An 18,561-nucleotide genomic window follows, 5' to 3' on the forward strand; every position below is an offset into this window, starting at 1 on the left:
AATGAATGAAGAAGTAAACTCTTTTATTGATCAGCCGTTCAGGAGGAAAACCGACATCTGCTATCCATTCCTGCACATTCTTTCTTTTTAAGTTTTATCGATCCCTCAGCCGGCACGGGTCGTTGCTTCTTTGTCGAACTTCCGTACTGAGATAGTGTAACAATAATTAAACAAGTATCGTAAAAAAATGATAGGGCTTCGAACCGGCAGAAACTTATGCACAATAAAAAAGGCTGTTTGTAAAATGCCTGTCTTTTTCGACGTGAATATCTTTTCGTTTTAACGGCCATTCTTTTGTACCGGTTCTAACATTCACTTAAACGCATCGATCATGAAATTACTTGAATACCGGCTACGTCCCAAAAAAGACTTCCTGATGGTGGCACCCTGGCAGGAGTTATATAAATTGACAGAATACTGGAAAAATGAGTTAGGCTTTTACCAGGATGAACTTCAATTTTTAGAAAACCTGCTTACCGTGTACGAAGGCCCGGATACAGAAGCGCCTGAATTCAGACAGTTGCTGAGCGACACACGCATTCAGCTGCACAACCTGATGATACAGACAGACACACACCTGGCTCATCTTGGCAAGATTATCAAAGAAGCCGACAACAGCGATGACCTGCTTTTTAGGGAGGAACACGATTTGCTGGAAGATGCTATCAATTCCTTTATGGCAGCCTTCCGGCAGCTAAAACAAAGACTTTTTAAAGCTGCAGAGAACAACATGTCCCTTCGGGCCAACAGGTAACCATATGGCTGGCGGCAAAGGATTTTCTTTGTATTGCCCAAGCAGTCATTGTACACATCTTTTCTACTGTTTCCGCAACCTTTCTGTCTTTCAATGCCATAACAGAAACAGGGAAGAGCATTCAATTCCTGAGCCCTGGCGTTGTTGGCCAGCCCGGCAGAATATTCCTTTACGACACCAGCTTTCGTTCTTTTTCAACGCCCCCCTGTTGCCGCAATGATCCCGGCGTCGTTCATATGAATTATCTCTTTAAATCAGTCACGGAATGATTGACAAATCTGACAAATGAGAGATGGTAAAACTGCGGCCTCACTTTGCATAATTTAACTGTGGTACCGTTCCAAAAAAGGAGGGTTTATGATTTCTGTCGTTTCGTTTCTTTTCTTCTCATTTTTGCTCTTTCCATGTTGGTCGTTCGTATCGGCTCCATTGCGTTTGAAATGACGGGCTTCTCGATGGAGGTGGCACATTTCCAATCGCTTTCTGCCTGTTCAGGCACGGGCTTTACTACCGACGAATCGGAATCAGTCGTGAAAAGTCCGGCGAGGCGCCGGATTGCTGCTTTGCTCATCCGGCTCGGCTCCGTTGGGTTGGTGACCTCTATTTCAACGATGTTGCTCTCTTTCACTGGGGCCGGATAGGCAGGACCTGAGCACTCACTGGCCCGCTATACCTCGCTCGATTTGAAAGATTATTCTTCCTTGCTGCACCTTCGGGACGATTACCGTATCATTGAGGTTGATATAAAGGAGCAAACCATACGATAGGCGAACTCAATCTTTTCGACGAAGGTGTTCGTGTACTAGGGGTGAAGCGTTCCGGCGAAGAGTACATCGGGGCTCCTCCAACAGATCTACGACTTCTTGCCGGCGACCTGCTCATTCTCTATGGCCGTAAGCACCGTTTGCATGAAATCTCCGGCCGGGCTTAAGGCAACAACGTGGCCCACCACGAATCAAAGGCCGAGCCTGAGAAGGATCTTGATGAACAGCGGAAGCAAATAGATCGGATGAACGCAACGTAACCGGCTGCTTCACCGGGGAGCTTTGTTTGTGCCGGCAAACAGACTGTACTGGAAAGCAATTATTCTGCGTAAATTTAATTTGACAACTGCTGATTGTTTATACGCCGGCAATCAGTAAGGTACTATTCCTCTCACCACAAAGAAAGCCAATGGCTGAACAGTTGCGCCAATCAGGGATTGAGAATCTTGGAGACATCGAATGGGGATCGCATTTCTGCCAGTTTTATGAAACCATACAAGATATGCTGGAACTGCTGGTGCCGTTTTTCAAAGTGGGTCTGGAGAATAATGAATTCTGCCTGTGGGTGATTGCAAAACCGCTTACCAAAGAGGAATGTATCAAGGCGTTGCAGCGGCAAATTCCCGGCATTGAAAAGCAATTGCAGCAGGGCCACATGGAAATCCTGAAGCACGATGAATGGTACCTGGACAAGGGCCGGTTCAATCCCGCAAAAGTCATTAAAGCATGGGGTACAAAACTGGAGCATGTCCTGGCCAATGGTTTTGACGGCATGCGGGTGAACGGAAATGAAGCCTGGCTGAAGTTTAAGGATTGGAAAGATTTTATGGACTATGAAAGGGAGTTAAACCACATTTTATCGGGCCGGAAAATGATTGTACTCTGTACGTATGAACTTGCCAATGTTGATGCAACCGTCATTCTGGATGTTGCCCATGTGCATGAATGCGCCATCACAAAGCGGAAGGGCCAACTGATCATCCTGGAAGTGCCGGAAATAAAACAGCTCAAAGCCCGGTTAAAAAAAATGAACGAAGAACTGGCACAAAAAGTAGCAGAAAGAACCGGAGAACTTTCCGATGCCAATGCCGAATTAACCAAAATGGCTGCTGATCTGCGCAAACTTTCCAACCATCTTCAAATTATACGCGAAGAAGAAAGAAAGCACATTGCCCGTGAGATACACGATGAGCTTGGCCAGTTTTTAACAGCCATGAAATTTGATATTGCGTGGTTGCACAAAAAGCAGGCTGCTACAGATGAAGCCATCGGTGAAAGGCTGAAAGCGCTTGACGTACAGTTGGATGCGATGATCCAGTCCGTGAGAAAAATTTCTGCTGAACTCAGGCCAAGCCTGTTAGACGAAATTGGTCTGGAAGCGGCCATGGAATGGCACCTCAACGAATTTAAAAAAAGGACGGCCATTGCTTATTCTTTTGAAGAAAACGGCCATTACCTGCAATTGCCTGATCCGGCTAAAACCGTTTTGTTCCGTATTTTCCAGGAATCGCTTACCAATATTGCCAGACATTCCCATGCGAAACATATTCAGGTCCGGCTGACCCTGGAAAAAGGCGGTATCGGAATGACAGTGAAGGACAATGGTAAAGGCTTTGATCCGCGAATTTTAAATACCACGAAATCATTGGGTATTCTGGGCATGAAGGAAAGAGCCGCTGAAATGAATGGGCTGGTTACCATCAGTACTCTTCCCGGACGCGGGACAACCATTTCGGTATGGCTGCCCTTGACCTGATGATCGACAGTTTTCACCAGTGCAATGGGAGCGGTATGCCGCCTGCATGCGCTTAGGGGGGGGTACGGAAGAAGTTTATAAAACAGGAATCGATAAAAACGATTGCAGCAAAAAGAAAGCAGGCGTGTCACTGCTGCAACTGTAAAAAAATGAACTGATTTCATCAGCTTCATGATGACCAAAAAAATAAAGCCATGGAACCGGAAATTGAACGTTCTCGCCCTAAACCAAACTCTGTTTATTCATATACGCAACCAACTCAACTGAGTTTTTCAGCTTCAGTTTTTTTAAGATATTATAGCGATGCACTTCCACTGTTTTTGCCGCCAGATTTAAACTGGCCGCAATTTCCTTCGATGTGTCGCCTTTTCTAACCAGTGCGATGATTTCCATTTCCCGGGTTGTCAGCGAATGAATTCCTTTCTGCTGGCCTTCGCTATACATCATTTGTTCAGCAATAATTTCCTTGATGTTGTTGCAGATATATTTTTTTCCAAGGAAAATTTCTTCAATCGCTTTCACCATTTCCTCCCTGCCTGAACTTTTCGTCACATATCCGCTGGCACCATTCTGCATCATTTTTTGCGCATAAGCCGGTTGGGTATGGAGCGATACCGCTACTAATTTCGCTCCGGGCGCATATTTCCTGATCAAAGCCGTTGCTTCTATTCCATTCATTCCGGGCAAATTGATATCCATGATCACAATATCCGGGCGGAGCTGTTTGGCCAGTTCAACCGCTTCTTCTCCGGTTCCGCACGCAGCAATGACGGTAAAGCGGGGATAGGTGCTCAGGATAAAGCTCCAGGTTTCTCTTACCAATGTATGATCATCAGCAATCAGTATGGTGATCGACTTCATTGTATCATTTTTAGTTTTTATAAATATCTCTTCTCAAATGCAGACCATTTGCATTTCCGATTTTCTTTCTTTGCAGCCAGGGGGCTGGTTGTGATAGATGCGAACCAGGGTATCAGTCATTTCTTTGATGGACGCTGTTTTTTCAATGTAGCCGGCGGCACCCGCCGCCATAAACTTCCAGGCATAGGTAAGCTCGCTATGCAAAGAGTAACCCAACACTTTTGTTTCCGGAACAGATTTCCTGATCAAAGCCGTTGCTTCTATGCCATTCATCCCAGGCAAATTGATATCCATGATCACAATATCCGGGCGGAGCTTTTGTGCCTGCTCTACGGCTTCTTCACCGCTTGTACAAGTAGCAATCACCTGGAACCGGGTATCGAAACTCAAAATGTATTTCCAAGCCTCCAATAAGATCGTGCTGTCGTCTGTAATCAAAAGGGTAATGGACATTTACGTTTATTTAATTGTGTAGAGAGAGCGGTTGATCCAGGGGAATCCATAACTGTAGGTTACATCCCTGCCCCGGCGCCGACTTGATGTGGATGGAGCCATTGTAGGATTCCACCCGGTTGTAAATATTCGTCAGTCCAACGCCGGCACGCTTTTCTTTGGTATTAAAACCAATGCCATTATCGCAGATCTGAAGACTTACTTCCTTTGTATCGTTGCTAAGGGTAATTGTCACCTCCGTTGCTTTTGCATACTTGCTGATATTGTTCAAGTGCTCCTGCACAATCCGGAAAACCGTGAGTTTGATGCTTTCGTGTATAGCGTCCTCATTCAATCCTTCTACATCTAATGCTACTATTTTCTCAATGGAAAGGCCTTTGATCAGGAAACGGATCGCGTCTGTAAAAGAGTCTTCATCGAAGCGATGCGTGACCAGTCTTTGTGAAAGCTTGCGGATCTCTTCGATTGCCATTTCCAGATAGGCATGACTGCTTGTTACGATCTCTTTGGAAGCATCTGGGTTTTCCAGATAATGCTTTAATTGAAGTTTCACCGCTGTTAAGATCTGGTTGATGTTGTCATGCAATTCGCTTCCCAAAAAGTTGCGTTCTTTTTCCTGAACCAGCAGGGTGGCCTTCGTGATTTCTTTTTGCTGCTGCACCTTTTGCCGCATGATCTTTTCCTCCAGTCGCTTTCGTACGGTGATGTCCGTTACCATCGCCAGGGCGCCTCTGTAATTCCCATTGTCGTCAACTATAGGATTGGTTGACAAGTGCGCCCAGACCACAGTACCCGACTTTGTCACAAACTGGTCTTCATACATGTCAATTATTGAATTCATCCCTGCACTGAACGTGTGCAGACCGGGTTTCTTTCCTTTTGTTTTGACAAAAAAATGGGGCGGCTTGCCCATCATTTCTTTTTCCGAATACCCCAGTATCCGGCACATTTTTGCATTGACGAACTGTGTCAGGTTTTTTTCATCCAGCATCCAGATTCCTTCCTGTGCGGTTTCAACAATTTGCCTGAACTGTTTTTCGCTGGCTTCAATTTTTTTTCGCGAGGCCACTTGTTCCGTTACGTCATTGCCAAAGAAGAAAATGCCTTCTGTCTCTCCTATATCGTTCCGGTAAGGCTGGAAAATAAAATTGAGATAACAGTCTTCCAACTGGCCGCCATTGCACCTATTTAATTTTACCAGCATTTCTTTGCCTGTAAAACAATTTCCGCCTCGAAACACCTGGTCCAGCAACTCAAAAAAACCCTGGCCTTCCACTTCGGGGAAAACTTCCCTTGCTGTTTTTCCAATGACATCTTTTTTGCCCATCAACTGCAGGTAATAAGGATTTGCCATTTCAAACCGGTGATCAGCCCCTTTCAAAATGGCAATGGCAGAAGGTGCCTGCTGGAAAACTTCAAAGTATCGAAGCCTTTCGTTTTCCAGGGCTTTTTCCATTTTCTTTCGCTCAGAGATGTCACGGATCACCATCGAGGTCCTTGCTTCACCGTGCGCATCTGTAAAGACAACAGAAGAAACTTCACCCGGAAACGTACTTCCATCACTCCGCACGAAGTTGGTCACACCCTTTGCCTTGCCTGTACGTCGCCGCTCCTCGAGCAAGACAGGCAACCTTGGATCTGTTACGTCAACAATTCCAAAGCGTCCTTTATCGATGATTTGTTGCTCGGTCATCTTGAAGATGGCACAGGCGGCCGGATTAGCGGCCAGTATGTAGCCGTCCGCTACCGTCAATAAAATGGCATCCAGGCTGTTTTCGAATATGGAACGGTATTTTGCTTCATTTTCCGCAACAACCTTCTCTGCTTCCTTTGCGGCGGTGATATCGTGGTTGGTACCAATTAAACGTACAGGGTTTCCCTCCGCATTGTTTTCAACAAGCGCCACCGCTTTTATAAAATGCACCGACTGGTCGTGCCGGATAATCCGGAAGACCATATCAAAATCTTCAGTGGTTGTTAAGGCGTTTTGAAATTCCCGGTGCACTCTTTCTTTATCCTCCGGATGAATGAATTGCATCCACGCTTCGTAACTACCATCAAAATCGGAAGCAGTGATACCGTAAAGAGAAAACAGGACATCGTCGGCCACGAATTTGCCCGTTTGTAAACGATACTCCCATATCCCGATCCCTGCTACCTGCGTGGCCAGTAAAAGTTTGGTGGATAATTCCAGTAAACGTTTTGTGGTTTGCACATCTTTTTGATGCACTTCATCAATGAGGGCCTTTCGTTCCTTTTCGTGCCGGTACTTTTCGATGGCATTCAAAACCGCATTGGGCAAACGCTTCAGCCGGTCTTTTAAAATATAATCATCAGCCCCTTCTCTTACTACCCCTGCCGCTACATCTTCCGACATCGTGGCTGTGATCAGGATAAAAGGAATGTGTAGTTTTTTCTGCTTGACGATCTTTAGTGCTTCCAGCGAATTGAAAGAAGGGAGGGAATGATCACAAAGGATCACATCGGGACAGAACTGTTCCAGCGCCTTCAGATAAGCTTTTTCCGAGTCAATGACCAGGTGGTCGAAATCCAGGCTTTTCCGTAATTCCCTGGCGACCAGTTCGGCATCGCTTCGTACATCCTCGAGGTGGAGGACCCTATATTTTGCATTCATTTTTCGTAGGATTGGTTACTTATTTCTCAGGCAGGCGGCTGGTTGATGAGGACCCAGTACAAACCCAGTTCACTTACGGCCTTCGCAAAATCGTTGAACTCTACCGGCTTCACGACAAAGCTGTTCACACCCAGCTCATAGCTCCGGATAATATCCTGCTCTTCTTTGGAAGACGTCATGATCACTACGGGTATGCGTTTCGTTTCGCTGTTTGCTTTTATCTGCCGCAGTACTTCTATGCCGTCCACCTTTGGCATTTTGATGTCCAACAGGATCACCTTGGGGATGTTTTCCTTTTCACGACCGGTAAAAGGTCCTGTCGCAAAAATGAAATCCAGTGCCTCTTCTCCATCCTTTACATGAACCAGGTGGTTGGCAAGGTTCACTTTACGAAGTGCACGGGTAATGAGTTCTGCGTCACTTAAATTATCTTCCACTAACAGGATCTCTACTTCGTTGAAATGATTTTTCATTGCTTGTTTTTTGGGACACTGAAATAAAATGTGGCGCCTTTGTTGGGAGAAGCATCTGCCCAAATCTCTCCGCCGTGTTTGCTGATGATCCGTTTCACCAGGGCAAGTCCAAGCCCCGTGCCTTCAAATTCATCCTGCCGGTGAAGGCGCTGAAATACGCCAAACAATTTGCTGGCGTATTTCATATCAAAGCCTGCCCCGTTGTCTTTCACATAATACACATGAAACCCCGGATCATCTTTAGCGCCAATTTCTATCTGTGGTTTTTCATTTTTCGATGAATATTTTATTGCATTGTCCAGCAGGTTGAACCAAACCTGCCTGAGCATACTGGCATCCCCGCTACAGGCAGGAAGTGCAGCAATGGTAATGACATGTCTGGATGGTTGATTGGTTAAGTCCTCCTGACAGCTTTGCACCAACCGGTTCATTTCAATGGATTTATAAATAGTTTCCAGCCTCGCCATTTTGGAAAACGTGAGCAGGTCGTCGATCAGCTGCCCCATCATTTTTGTATTGGAAAGAATAGCATCCATGATCCGGTTGCATTCCCCATCCAGCTTTGATCCATAATCTTCTTTCAGCATCATGGAATATCCGCTGATGGCACGCAGCGGCGTTCTTAGATCATGCGAAACGGAATAGGAAAAAGCCTCCAGTTCCTTGTTGACAATCTCCAGCTCGCGGGTCCGCTGCCTTACTTTTTCTTCTAGTTGTTCGTGCAGGATCTTATTTTCTTCTTCCAGCGTTTTTTCCCGGGTAATGTCACGGGTTACTTTCGCAAAGCCCTTTAAGGTGCCGTCTGCATTATACAGTGCCGTGATGATGATATTGGCAAAAAAGGGCTTCTCTTCCTTGTTGTATTGCCATTCCTCGTGTTCATACCGTCCTGCCGCCAAGGCCGTTTGCAAAGAAAAGTTGACGTTAGCTGCTTTCCCGGAATCCTTCGCACCATAAAATACGCTGATGTGTTGATCAATAATTTCCGGGTGAGTATAGCCGTAAATATCTTCGGCACCGAGGTTCCAGCTCCGGATATACCCCGCGGGATCAATGCGGATAATGGCGTAATCTTTAAACTCAAGCAATAAGGCCGAAAGATCTTCGGGTGCTTCATCGATCTTGTTTCTTCCATCGCTAAGGCCTGTTTGATTGTATTCCTTTGTCATTCGTCTGTTCAATTGCTTGCAGTTGCCACAATCCATTTCTCCCACACTTTACAACAAGTGGCATGAGAATTCATGAGAAATCGTGAACTCCTGATCGTTTATGTGCCCTGAAAAAACTGCGATTCAGAGCTGTTGCCTGGATTTAGATGACAAAGGGTGAGAGGATAAAAAGAGTTGTTGCTCCTTTTTGTTCGAATTACAAAGAAAAATCATTCAACTTACGAGATGGATAGTGCAAACACTTAAAGACATGTAGAAGAAACAGGCTTCTTGCTGTCACCGTTATTCTACAAAGCAATTAGAAATACGATTAGAAGCAGTAAATGTTTTTACGTAGCAGCGGGTAAAAAAGGAACAGTCTGCCGATACGAAAGCCGGTGCGTGGATTATTCATCAGCAGCGATGGCAATCACAACAACGGAATATCCTTACATCGATCAGATCAACTGGTGTGTGATGGCGTATTGAATGAGATCGGCATTCGTTTTCATGTTCATCTTCTTTAGAATTCGTGCACGGTAGGTACTGATGGTTGTTGCACTCAAATGAAACAGGGAGCCAATTTCTGAAACTGATTTCCCCGCAGCAAGCAATTTCATGACTTCAAATTCACGGTCTGAAAGCTGCTCATGTGCAGGCTTTGGTTGGCCACTGAAATCCGCCAGTTTTTCGGCTACTGAAGGCGTAATGTATTTCCGGCCGCTTATTACACGCCGAACGGCATTGATCAATTCTTCCGGAGCCAAATCTTTGTTCAGGTATCCTGCGGCGCCGGCTTTTAAAACACGGATTGCATATTGCTCTTCCGGGTAAATGCTAAGAATCAAAACCGGCAGGTTCGGTGCCTGTTGCCTGATCTCTGGCAAAACATCCAGCGCCGTTCTCCCGGGCATGGAAAGGTCACTAATGACAATGTCCCAGCTTTCTTTGATGATCTTTAGCATCAGGGCTGCTGCATCACCCACTTCAACAATTTCCGCAAACGGAAACTCGTCACGTAAAATATCTTTTATGCCTCGTCGGACAATTGAATGATCGTCTGCAATCAGGATCCGCATAAAAACACAATCGTTATTAACTATTCAACGGAATGTTAACCGTCAGTTTTGTTCCTTTCATGGGTTCACTGGAAAGCTGATATTCCCCGTTAAGCATTTGAACCCTTTCCTTTATTCCCAGCAAGCCAAGCGATTTTTTATCGCCAGTATTACCGGGATGAAAGCCCTTTCCATCGTCGCAGATTTGTAACAGCAGGAAACGGTCAGCCAAATGCAGTTTGCATTCCACATGGCCTGCTTCTGCATGACGGGCTATATTGGTCAGCGATTCCTGCAATATCCGGAAAAAACTGATAGAAATATCCGGTGGGAATACAGTTTCATCCACATTGGTATCAAAATCCACCTCTATGGCGGTCCTTTTGGAAAATTCGTTGATTTGCCACCTGATGGCTTCGGCTAATCCCAATTCATCAAGCATGGCCGGCCGCAATTCTGTTGCAAGTCTCCTCACTGTGTGTATTGTGCCGTTGATCACATCAAGAGATGATTTGATTTTGGTAACAATCGCCTCCTGCTGAGTTGTCATTTTTTTGGCAATCCACGAAAGCTCCAGTTTCAGGGCGGTCAGTTGCTGGCCCAGTTCATCGTGAATCTCACGGGCGATGTGTTTTCTTTCTTTTTCCCTGATATCCTGGAGGTGGATCGTCAGTTCCCTGAGCTGTTTATTTGTTTGCAAAAGGGCTTCTTCCGCTTTCGCTAGTTCCGTTATATCATGGGTGGATGTAAGGTAAACTGTCTTGCCTTCAAAAACAACTTCAGCTGCCTGTACATCAAACAGCAGATCGGTACCATCTTTCTTGCGCAAGTACATACGTTCCCTGAATTGTTTGTTTTCTGCCAGTATCCTTGCAATTTCATCGGACTTATACACTTCCCCGGGCCTTCTCAATTGCCTCATGTTCATTTTTTTCAACTCCGCTTTGCTGTACCCAAACTTTTCAATAAAAGCATTATTCACCGCCACAAAATTCCGTTTCGGATATTCCAGCATAAACATGGGCAGGGGATTTTTCTCGAAAATGATGCGGTATTTCTGTTCAGACAACCGAAGTTCTTCTTCTGCCTTCTTTTTTTGTGTAATATCCAGCAGAGTGGAAACGGACCCTGCATACTGATGGTCTTCATAAATGGGCGTGGATTGTATGAGCGTGTGGATCACCTGCCCCTGCCGGTTATAAAAACTGAGCTCATGTTGCCCTGAAACGCCTTTTTTCCTTTCCTCGATATTCTGTAGTGCCTTATTCCTGTACTCCGGACTGATAAAATCCAATGCAGATTTCCCAACCATCTCCTCCGGTGTGTAACCAAGTAGTGAGGCTAGGTATGGGTTCACATATGTCGTCAGTGTGTTCTCATCTATATGCCATATTCCTTCCTGCACGGTTTCCATAATACGCTCATATCGTTTCCGGCCTTCTTCCAATGATTGCTCAGTTCTCTTCTTATCGGTGATGTTTTGCAAATACACAGACAACCCGTCGGGTGAAGGATACAACAAGACTTCGAACCACGCATTGTAAAACTGATTCCAGGCTTCTACCCGCCGGGGCTCCTGCACTTCCATGACGTCAAAAAACAGGCGGTAAAAAGGCTCCTGAAGTTTTTCGGGAAATTCGGTCCAGATGTTTTTCCCGATCAATTGTTCCGGGGAGCGGCCAAGGACCTCGCCGGCTTTTTTATTCAGATACGTATAGTTCCAGGCCTTGTCGAGGGCAATGAAGGCATCCGTCACTCGTTCAAAAACATGGGTGAGCTCCTGCGCTTTTCGTTGCACTCTTTGCTCCAGTTCCTGGTTCAGGTGCTGAAGCTTGTTTTCCAACTGCTTTCGTTGCGAAATATCTTTTCCAACAATTACATAACCTGTCACAGTCGCGTTCTCATCTTGAATCAGTGAAACCGACACCAGCGCATAAACTTCGGTCCCGGTTTTGTGAGCATGCTTTTCCTCTCCCTGCCAATAGGCCTCTTTGCCAGGTCTGTGCTTACTTTCAGTAAGGCGTATCCCTGCATTTTCCCATCCCAGTAAAACAGTAATGTCCTTCCCAATTGCTTCCCCGGCTGTATACCCATAGATGATCTCTGCTCCTTTGTTCCAGCTGATGATTTGAAAAGCAGTATCAATCGAGATGATGGCGTCGCTGGTTTTATTCACCAGTTCGGCCAGGTATAAAAGCTGCTTTTCTTTTTTTTCCTCTTCTGTCCTGTCTCTGATAACTGCAACCGAACCGTTCACGTTTCCGTCTCCATCCTTTAGCAACCCGTAGGACACGTTGGAAAGAAACCGTTCGCCGTTTTTCCGGGAAAAGATAACATTCCCTCTCCATTCACCTTCCTGGTGATAAAGCCGCCGTTCCGTTTCTTCCGAAATGCCGGGATAAAAAGGTTGCATCAAATTGCGGTAGGAAACGCCCAACACTTCGTGTTCGGTCCAACCAAAAATGGCCACCGCATATTTGTTCCAACTGGTGATGCAAAGATCATTATCCAACGAAACAACCGCATCGGTGATGTGACTGAAAAGCACGGAATGGAACTGAAGTTCTTCTTTTGCCTTTTCGATGACGCTGGCCCTGGTAGCCGAAGCAAGGATATATGGTTTTCCACCTTCTTCAAATGCCTTGAAGTAAACTTCCACGCCGAAGGTCGCCCCATCTTTCTTCCTGAATCTGCTGGGCACGGTTGCTTGCTTCTCTTCGCTGTTCCGGACGCTTTCATATGCAGCGGCTATCATTTCACGGGTGAATATTGCATCAATGTCCTGCATCCCTATTTGCAACAATTCATCCCTTGAATAGCCTAACGTTTCTATGGCCGTATCGTTGCAAGCAATAAATTTCAGCAGTGAGGAGTCAAGAATAAAAACAATGGCACCGAAATCATCAGCTTCTTGCAAATGGCTCAGTATAGCATTGGAAGATTGAGGATTCGAAAATGACATTCTGCATATTAATTTTAGGAAGCGGCTGGAAGGCCAGTTGTTACGTTATAATCAGGAGCTATAAATAATGACACTTACCAAGCGATAATAATAACACTTACTGCGTGCTGTGAACTATTTCAAATGCGGAATAGAATTCCTGCCTGAAAGAGAAAGGGTAGGACGCAAACATTCCCTTGAAAAGGAACGTCTGGTGAAAATTACCTTTTTGATAGGAAACGAGATTGATTGGTATTCACAGGAAAATAGCGTAGAATTATTTCGATAAAATATTGATGTGAATATCAGGCGTGCTGCCTTTTTCAGGATCGCACACTTTGCGAAAATGATCAAGAATATTGTTCAGTAGTTTCTGTATCATGCGAAAAACAATTGCCTTGAATTGGCGATCATGCTCGTTTTTGAAAAACCGGCATTTTCTACCTGGCTACTTACAGCATTACGGAAGCTGATATTTATAGAATACGGCAAACGATAAGTAATATTTCCATATTGATTTTCAGTAAGCGCTCTTACCAATTGTTCTGGTGTTCTTTGTTAACGCTATAGGCAGCAACAATCTCACCTTTTCTCCACTCCGGACTATACTTCACAAAAAAGGCAAGCCATACGGCACGTGAAATTCGCATCAACGGCGGCTGCAGGGCCAGGAGCAAAAAGGCATTGATGCCAATCCACCAAAAGAAACGGCTGTCATGTAGCGAAAAGCCAATAAGGATCCACCAAAGAAAGAACGTAATGATGCAGACCATCACAGCCAGGCCGTAGCTGATCATGTTGGTACCGTAGTAAAAGCCCGGTTCCATCTCCAGCGGCTGACCGCACACCGGACATTGGTCATTCATCTTCATTGTCTTTCTGAGATGATAGGGATTTTTATCCCGGAACATATCGCCCCTCCTGCACCGGGTGCATTTTGAATTCAAAAGACTGAAGATAAGGTTTGGTTTTTCGTCGTGTTGTTGCACATCCATAAGACTCATCTTATTTGTTGATAAATTTTTTTCTGAATTCTTCCGGTGTCATTCCCACATTCTTCCGGAAGAAGCGGTTGAAGTAAGAATTGTCCTGGAAGTTGAGGTCATAAGCAATCTCTGTTACGGTCATATCAGCATTGGTCAGAAGGCGCTTGGCTTCCAGCAGTACCCGGTCCCGAATGAGTTCGCCTGCTGTTTTACCCAGCAGGTCCTGGCACAGGGCATTGAGATGATTCGGCGTTACATAAAGCAGGTCTGCATATTCTTTTGGCAGCCTGATAGAACGGAAATGCTTTTCTATAAGGTGCTGAAAGCTGCGAAGCAAGGTCATCTTCTGTGGTGGTATACTTCTTTCCTTCTTAGAGATACAGTTGCGGTCAACAGCAATAAACAGCTCCAGCAGTTTTAGGCGAATAAGATCGATGTTTTGTTCCTTCGCTTCCACGACTTCCTGAAGCATGGTCTCAAACAATTCGGCGACCTTGTTGTGTATTGACCCGGGAAGCAAACACACACTGTCCTTACTGTTCCCGCGAAAGAAAGGAAACCGCTCCAGGTAGTGGCTATTGTGCAAAAAAGAATGGATCAGCTCACCAGTGAAGTGAACAATATAACCATCCACTCCGCTTTCAAAATGCCAACTGTGTACCTGGCCTGGAATCATGAAATAAATCTGGTAAGGCTGCACCGGAAATTTATCGAAGTCAATGGTGTGTGAACCTTTGCCTTTGGTAAACAGTACCAGGTGGTAAAACGAGTGGCGGTGCGGTCGCTGAAGGTGCCCGTAGTGCTTCTCCAGGTAAGTGCCGAACCGCTCCACCAACAGGTCTTTTTGTGCCCGCTGATCGATGGTGCAAATGTCGTAAACCGGTATAGAAGCCTTTGTTATCATCACGTTTTTTTGCCGAAGCAAAGATAGCTTGAACAGGTGGCCAGCCTGTTGAACAATCCGGGGCATTTATGGTACTTTTCGTGGATTTGCAAGCAGATGAATGACGTTAAAGAATCGCACTGTGCTGTAAAATTGCCCCGGCGATTTACCCGATGATGTAGTAACATCCAGCCGTGTACTGAACCAAATTACTTTGTTAGCTTTTGTTTCTTATGTAACCAGCGGTAGCGTACTGATTAGATTTCCGTTGTGTCACTCACTTGTACGTTCTGTAATTCTATGGAGCAATTTGCCTGCAGCCTGCAGTAGCTAAGCCAATATATATGGCCAAAACATTAGCCACCTTCGGTTGCCCGCAGCAAGCACCGTAAGCCTGTCCTGAGCGAAGTCGAACAAACTCTCATCGCACTTGCGTTCTGCCCCTGTACTTTTCAGCAAGGGCAGCGTATCATCTACAATCTGTATGAAGATGTAAACTCCCACCACAAATTACCAGCACACTGTGCGGAGCTGCCGTTGAAAGCATGCCGGTTGAACCAGGATCAAAAACGTACAATACAAAAGTCACCGTTGAATACTGATGTGTTTGAAAAATAGAATTCGAAAACTTTACTCATCAAACATAATCGGTACGCCTATTGCGACATTCTCTCTCATCCGATCAACCCTCTTCACAGCTTTTTATTCAGTTCTCTTTATTGTTTCATTTTTAAAAACAGGAATTATGTTAGCAATGAATTTTCGCGGGCCCTTTCAGATTAGACCCGATCGAAACAGGCCCATGCCGGAGATCATGCATCCTTATGATGCCATTGTCCGGGTGACCCGTTCCCTCATCTGTGGTTCGGACCTGCACCTGTATCATGGCTTGGTGCCGGACACCCGTGTGGGCATGACCTTTGGCCATGAGTTTACCGGTGTGGTAGAAGAGATAGGCTCGGGGGTGCAAAAACTGAAAGTGGGTGACCGGGTACTGGTACCGTTTAACATTGCCTGCGGCAGCTGTCCGTTTTGCAAGCAAGAACTCTATGGCAACTGCCACGAGGCAAATTCGGAAGCCACGGCCGTCGGCGGCTTTTTTGGCTATGCCCATACCGGTGGTGGCTATGATGGGGGACAGGCCGAATACGTTCGGGTGCCCTATGCTGATGTGAGCCCCACAATTATTCCTGCAGGTATGGACGAAGAAAATGCTGTGCTGCTGACCGATGTGGTGCCTACCGGCTACCAGGCGGCAGAGCAGGGAGGCATTCAAAAAGGCGATACCGTGGTGGTGTTTGGCGCCGGCCCAATTGGGTTGATGACGGCCCGCTTTGCCTGGTTTTTTGGCGCCGCCAGGGTTATTGTGATTGACGAATTAGACTACCGCCTGGAGTTTGCCCGCAAGTTTGCCTTTGCCGAGGCGTACAACTTCAGGGAAATGAAAGATCCGGTGGTGTTCTTAAAAAAAGCCACCGATTACTATGGAGCAGACGTGTGTATCGATGCGGTGGGCTGCGAAGCGTCTGGCATGGCTTTGCAAACGATTACCGGAAAGGGATTGCTAATGCAGGCAGGCACGGCCACTGCCTTTCACTGGGCTGTGAATTCCGTTAAAAAAGGTGGTATCGTATCGATCATTGGTGTATACGGTCCACCCTGGAACCTCGTTCCCCTCGGCAGTATCATGAATAAAGGCATTACCATACGGGGCAACCAGGCCTCGGTAAAACGGCTGCTGCCCAAGCTGATCGACCACATCATGAGCGGCCGGATCAATCCAAAGGAAATCATTACGCACCGGTTCCCGTTGGAAGAAGTGTCGGACGCCTACCGCATGTTTTCCAAAAAGCTGGACAACATCATCAAACCCTTATTAATTCCGCCACGTGCCTACGCGGCTTAAAACCTTTTTTTATGCAAGAAGTATTAGAAGAAAGAATAGACGAGTTCCAGGACCGGAAAATTGCGGATCGAAACATGGATGATCGCACCAAAGATATCCCCGGGTGGGGCATGGATGCAGATCCGGAAAATGATCCGACTTATCCGATGAAGCATTGGACAGGTGCCGACCACGATCGTCTCAATTACGAAAAGGCGCCCCAGCAGCCCATCGACAGGGAGGTCTTTCATTCCATAGAGCGGCCCGGCGTTACCCGTGTGTTTGGCACTTCTACGCCGCCTGCGGGCCTGAGTGGTGCAGTGCGTCGCTATGCTTATAAGTATAGCGAAGCCACCGCCACGCACTGGATGACGCTCATCCTGGCCGACCGGATCGATGTTATCCAGGGAAAGATCAATGATTTAAAACACGGTATTCTTCCCAACCCCTGGATCGAAAGGGGCTGGCGGGCCGAATGGAAGCACAACCGCACGGCTTTTATTGGAAGAATGGCGACAACAGCCTTGCTGATAACGGCCGGCATCATGTTGCTGAACAGAAAAAACAGGAAGTAGTTTTTAAGAAGAGGGTGGCACTGATGGTATCAACCCGGAAGTTGATAGAAACCGAACACTTTTGGGTTGATACTTCTATTTCTTTATTCGTCATTGGTCTAAAATCATGAAGCAACAATCAAGAGAAGAGCAGTTTTTCATGTCCACAGAAGAGCCTGAGGATATACAGGTGACCCGAACAACAGACGAATTCATTTACGATAACCACGGTAAGCGCTATATCGACTTTAATGCCGGGTGGTGCGTAGGAAATCTGGGCTGGAAGAGAAAAGAAATACAATCAAAAATCAACCCTGCAAAAATACCCGACTACATCGCGCCGGGTTACCACTACAAAGGCTGGGCGGACCTTGCTGAATTGCTGGCGTCCATTGCTCCGGGTGAATTGCAAAAAACTGTTCGTGCCACGGGTGGTACCGAAGCGGTAGAAGCGGCCATGCAGATAGCCATGTTGTACACAGGGAGAGCAAAGTTTCTATCTGTTGAAGGTAGTTATCACGGCAATTCTATCGGTACGTTAAGTATTGGTGATTCAGAAAACAGGGAGCAGTACAAAAACCTTCTGCCGAATTGTATAAAGATTAAACCCCCGCTGGATGATAAAGCTGCAGATAGAGTAGAAGCCAGGTTGAAGAAGAAAGACACTGCTGCGCTGATCATGGAGCCGGTCATCTGCAACCTGGGCGTAATGATACCCGGGCATGCGTTTATGAAAAGGATAAATGTTTTATGTAAGCGCTATGGAACACTGCTGGTGATGGATGAAGTAGCCTGCGGTTTTGGAAGAACCGGAAAGCTGTTTGCCTGTGAGCATTTTGACATGGAGCCCGATATTCTTTGCCTCGCCAAAGCCATTACCGGAGGGGCCGTTCCGATGGGCGCCTGTATGACGACGGCAAAGATTGCCGACAAAGTGCTGAAGAACGGATTCCAGTTTTATTCTACGTATGGCTGGCATCCTTTGGCAGTGGGAGCCGCCATTGCAAACATTCGATATTGGATAAAAAACAAGAAAAAAATATTCGGCAACGTCACTGCCTTAAGCCAACGTTTTACGGACCGACTCAGTCAAATGAAATTTAAAAAAGAAGCTAATGTACGCATCCTCGGTCTCGCTATCGGTATAGACGTGAACGATCCGAAATATGCCGAACGCATTCAGCAAAAAAGCCTGAAGAAGGGACTGCTGTTTACGACCCAGGAAAACACACTCACTCTTTTTCCACCACTGACCATGAGACAAACAATCGCAGAAGAAGGATTGGATATATTGGAAAGTTGTTTATAGAAAACGACTAAAGTATGTTTTAATAAGCATTTTCCAATGAAAATTAGAGTGATCAAATATGTGTATATGGAGAAATGAAAAGCGTTGCTGCATCTGTTTTT

Annotated in this window: 16 protein-coding genes; 6 read left to right on the top strand and 10 right to left on the bottom strand. The window is 46.0% G+C overall.

What is annotated here, in order from left to right; all coding sequences use genetic code 11:
* The first annotated feature begins 331 nt into the window (after window positions 1-331).
* Complete coding sequence (locus D6024_RS24470) at window positions 332-754, top strand: hypothetical protein (protein ID WP_121357453.1); 423 nt, start codon at window positions 332-334, stop codon at window positions 752-754.
* Window positions 755-1,109: 355 nt separating this feature from the next.
* Here D6024_RS24470 and D6024_RS24475 read toward each other — a convergent pair whose 3' ends face one another.
* Window positions 1,110-1,382 carry a hypothetical protein gene (locus D6024_RS24475; RefSeq protein ID WP_162945001.1) on the bottom strand — a complete coding sequence of 91 codons (273 nt, stop codon included), beginning with the start codon at window positions 1,380-1,382 and terminating at the stop codon, window positions 1,110-1,112.
* A gap of 135 nt (window positions 1,383-1,517) precedes the next feature.
* On the opposite strand from D6024_RS24475, the gene D6024_RS27655 reads away from it, so the two are divergent.
* A complete protein-coding gene (locus D6024_RS27655) occupies window positions 1,518-1,685 on the top strand; it encodes a TrkA C-terminal domain-containing protein (RefSeq protein WP_121357455.1) in 168 nt (55 codons plus the stop codon).
* Between the two features lie 242 nt (window positions 1,686-1,927).
* Entirely contained in the window at window positions 1,928-3,274 is a 1,347-nt protein-coding gene (locus D6024_RS24485) for an MEDS domain-containing protein (protein WP_121357456.1), read from the top strand.
* A 222-nt stretch (window positions 3,275-3,496) separates the two neighbouring features.
* Here the strand turns inward: D6024_RS24485 and D6024_RS24490 are convergent, their stop codons facing one another.
* The 9 genes from D6024_RS24490 to D6024_RS24530 all read right to left on the bottom strand — a co-directional run bounded on the left by D6024_RS24490 (window position 3,497) and on the right by D6024_RS24530 (window position 14,733).
* On the bottom strand, window positions 3,497-4,135 hold the full coding sequence (locus D6024_RS24490; RefSeq protein ID WP_121357457.1) for a response regulator: 639 nt from the start codon (window positions 4,133-4,135) through the stop codon (window positions 3,497-3,499).
* A 33-nt stretch (window positions 4,136-4,168) separates the two neighbouring features.
* Window positions 4,169-4,588 carry a response regulator gene (locus tag D6024_RS24495; protein WP_121357458.1) on the bottom strand — a complete coding sequence of 140 codons (420 nt, stop codon included), beginning with the start codon at window positions 4,586-4,588 and terminating at the stop codon, window positions 4,169-4,171.
* Between the two features lie 10 nt (window positions 4,589-4,598).
* Window positions 4,599-7,223: a hybrid sensor histidine kinase/response regulator gene (locus D6024_RS24500; RefSeq protein WP_121357459.1), complete on the bottom strand. Its 2,625-nt coding sequence runs from the start codon at window positions 7,221-7,223 to the stop codon at window positions 4,599-4,601.
* Window positions 7,224-7,249: 26 nt separating this feature from the next.
* Window positions 7,250-7,696 carry a response regulator gene (locus D6024_RS24505; RefSeq protein WP_121357460.1) on the bottom strand — a complete coding sequence of 149 codons (447 nt, stop codon included), beginning with the start codon at window positions 7,694-7,696 and terminating at the stop codon, window positions 7,250-7,252.
* Window positions 7,693-8,865, bottom strand: coding sequence for a sensor histidine kinase (locus D6024_RS24510; protein WP_162945002.1), 1,173 nt, complete (start codon window positions 8,863-8,865; stop codon window positions 7,693-7,695). The genes D6024_RS24505 and D6024_RS24510 overlap by 4 nt, the downstream gene beginning before the upstream one ends.
* A 437-nt stretch (window positions 8,866-9,302) precedes the next feature.
* Window positions 9,303-9,923: a response regulator gene (locus D6024_RS24515; protein WP_121357462.1), complete on the bottom strand. Its 621-nt coding sequence runs from the start codon at window positions 9,921-9,923 to the stop codon at window positions 9,303-9,305.
* Between the two features lie 16 nt (window positions 9,924-9,939).
* Complete coding sequence (locus D6024_RS24520; protein ID WP_162945003.1) at window positions 9,940-12,819, bottom strand: PAS domain S-box protein; 2,880 nt, start codon at window positions 12,817-12,819, stop codon at window positions 9,940-9,942.
* A 557-nt stretch (window positions 12,820-13,376) separates the two neighbouring features.
* Window positions 13,377-13,847, bottom strand: coding sequence for a DUF983 domain-containing protein (locus D6024_RS24525; RefSeq protein WP_394338477.1), 471 nt, complete (start codon window positions 13,845-13,847; stop codon window positions 13,377-13,379).
* A 1-nt stretch (window position 13,848) separates the two neighbouring features.
* The gene (locus D6024_RS24530) at window positions 13,849-14,733 is read right to left on the bottom strand and encodes an AraC family transcriptional regulator (RefSeq protein WP_121357497.1); all 885 of its coding nucleotides are present in this window, start codon (window positions 14,731-14,733) and stop codon (window positions 13,849-13,851) included.
* Window positions 14,734-15,457: 724 nt separating this feature from the next.
* On the opposite strand from D6024_RS24530, the gene D6024_RS24535 reads away from it, so the two are divergent.
* The 3 genes from D6024_RS24535 (at window position 15,458) to D6024_RS24545 (ending at window position 18,460) form a co-directional block, all read left to right on the top strand.
* On the top strand, window positions 15,458-16,618 hold the full coding sequence (locus tag D6024_RS24535; RefSeq protein WP_121357465.1) for a zinc-dependent alcohol dehydrogenase: 1,161 nt from the start codon (window positions 15,458-15,460) through the stop codon (window positions 16,616-16,618).
* 11 nt (window positions 16,619-16,629) lie between these two features.
* Entirely contained in the window at window positions 16,630-17,172 is a 543-nt protein-coding gene (locus D6024_RS24540; RefSeq protein ID WP_121357466.1) for a hypothetical protein, read from the top strand.
* 106 nt (window positions 17,173-17,278) lie between these two features.
* A complete protein-coding gene (locus D6024_RS24545) occupies window positions 17,279-18,460 on the top strand; it encodes a class-III pyridoxal-phosphate-dependent aminotransferase (protein WP_121357467.1) in 1,182 nt (393 codons plus the stop codon).
* Window positions 18,461-18,561 lie beyond the last annotated feature (101 nt).

The organism is Flavisolibacter nicotianae, assembly GCF_003628535.1.
Lineage (GTDB): Bacteria > Bacteroidota > Bacteroidia > Chitinophagales > Chitinophagaceae > Flavisolibacter > Flavisolibacter nicotianae.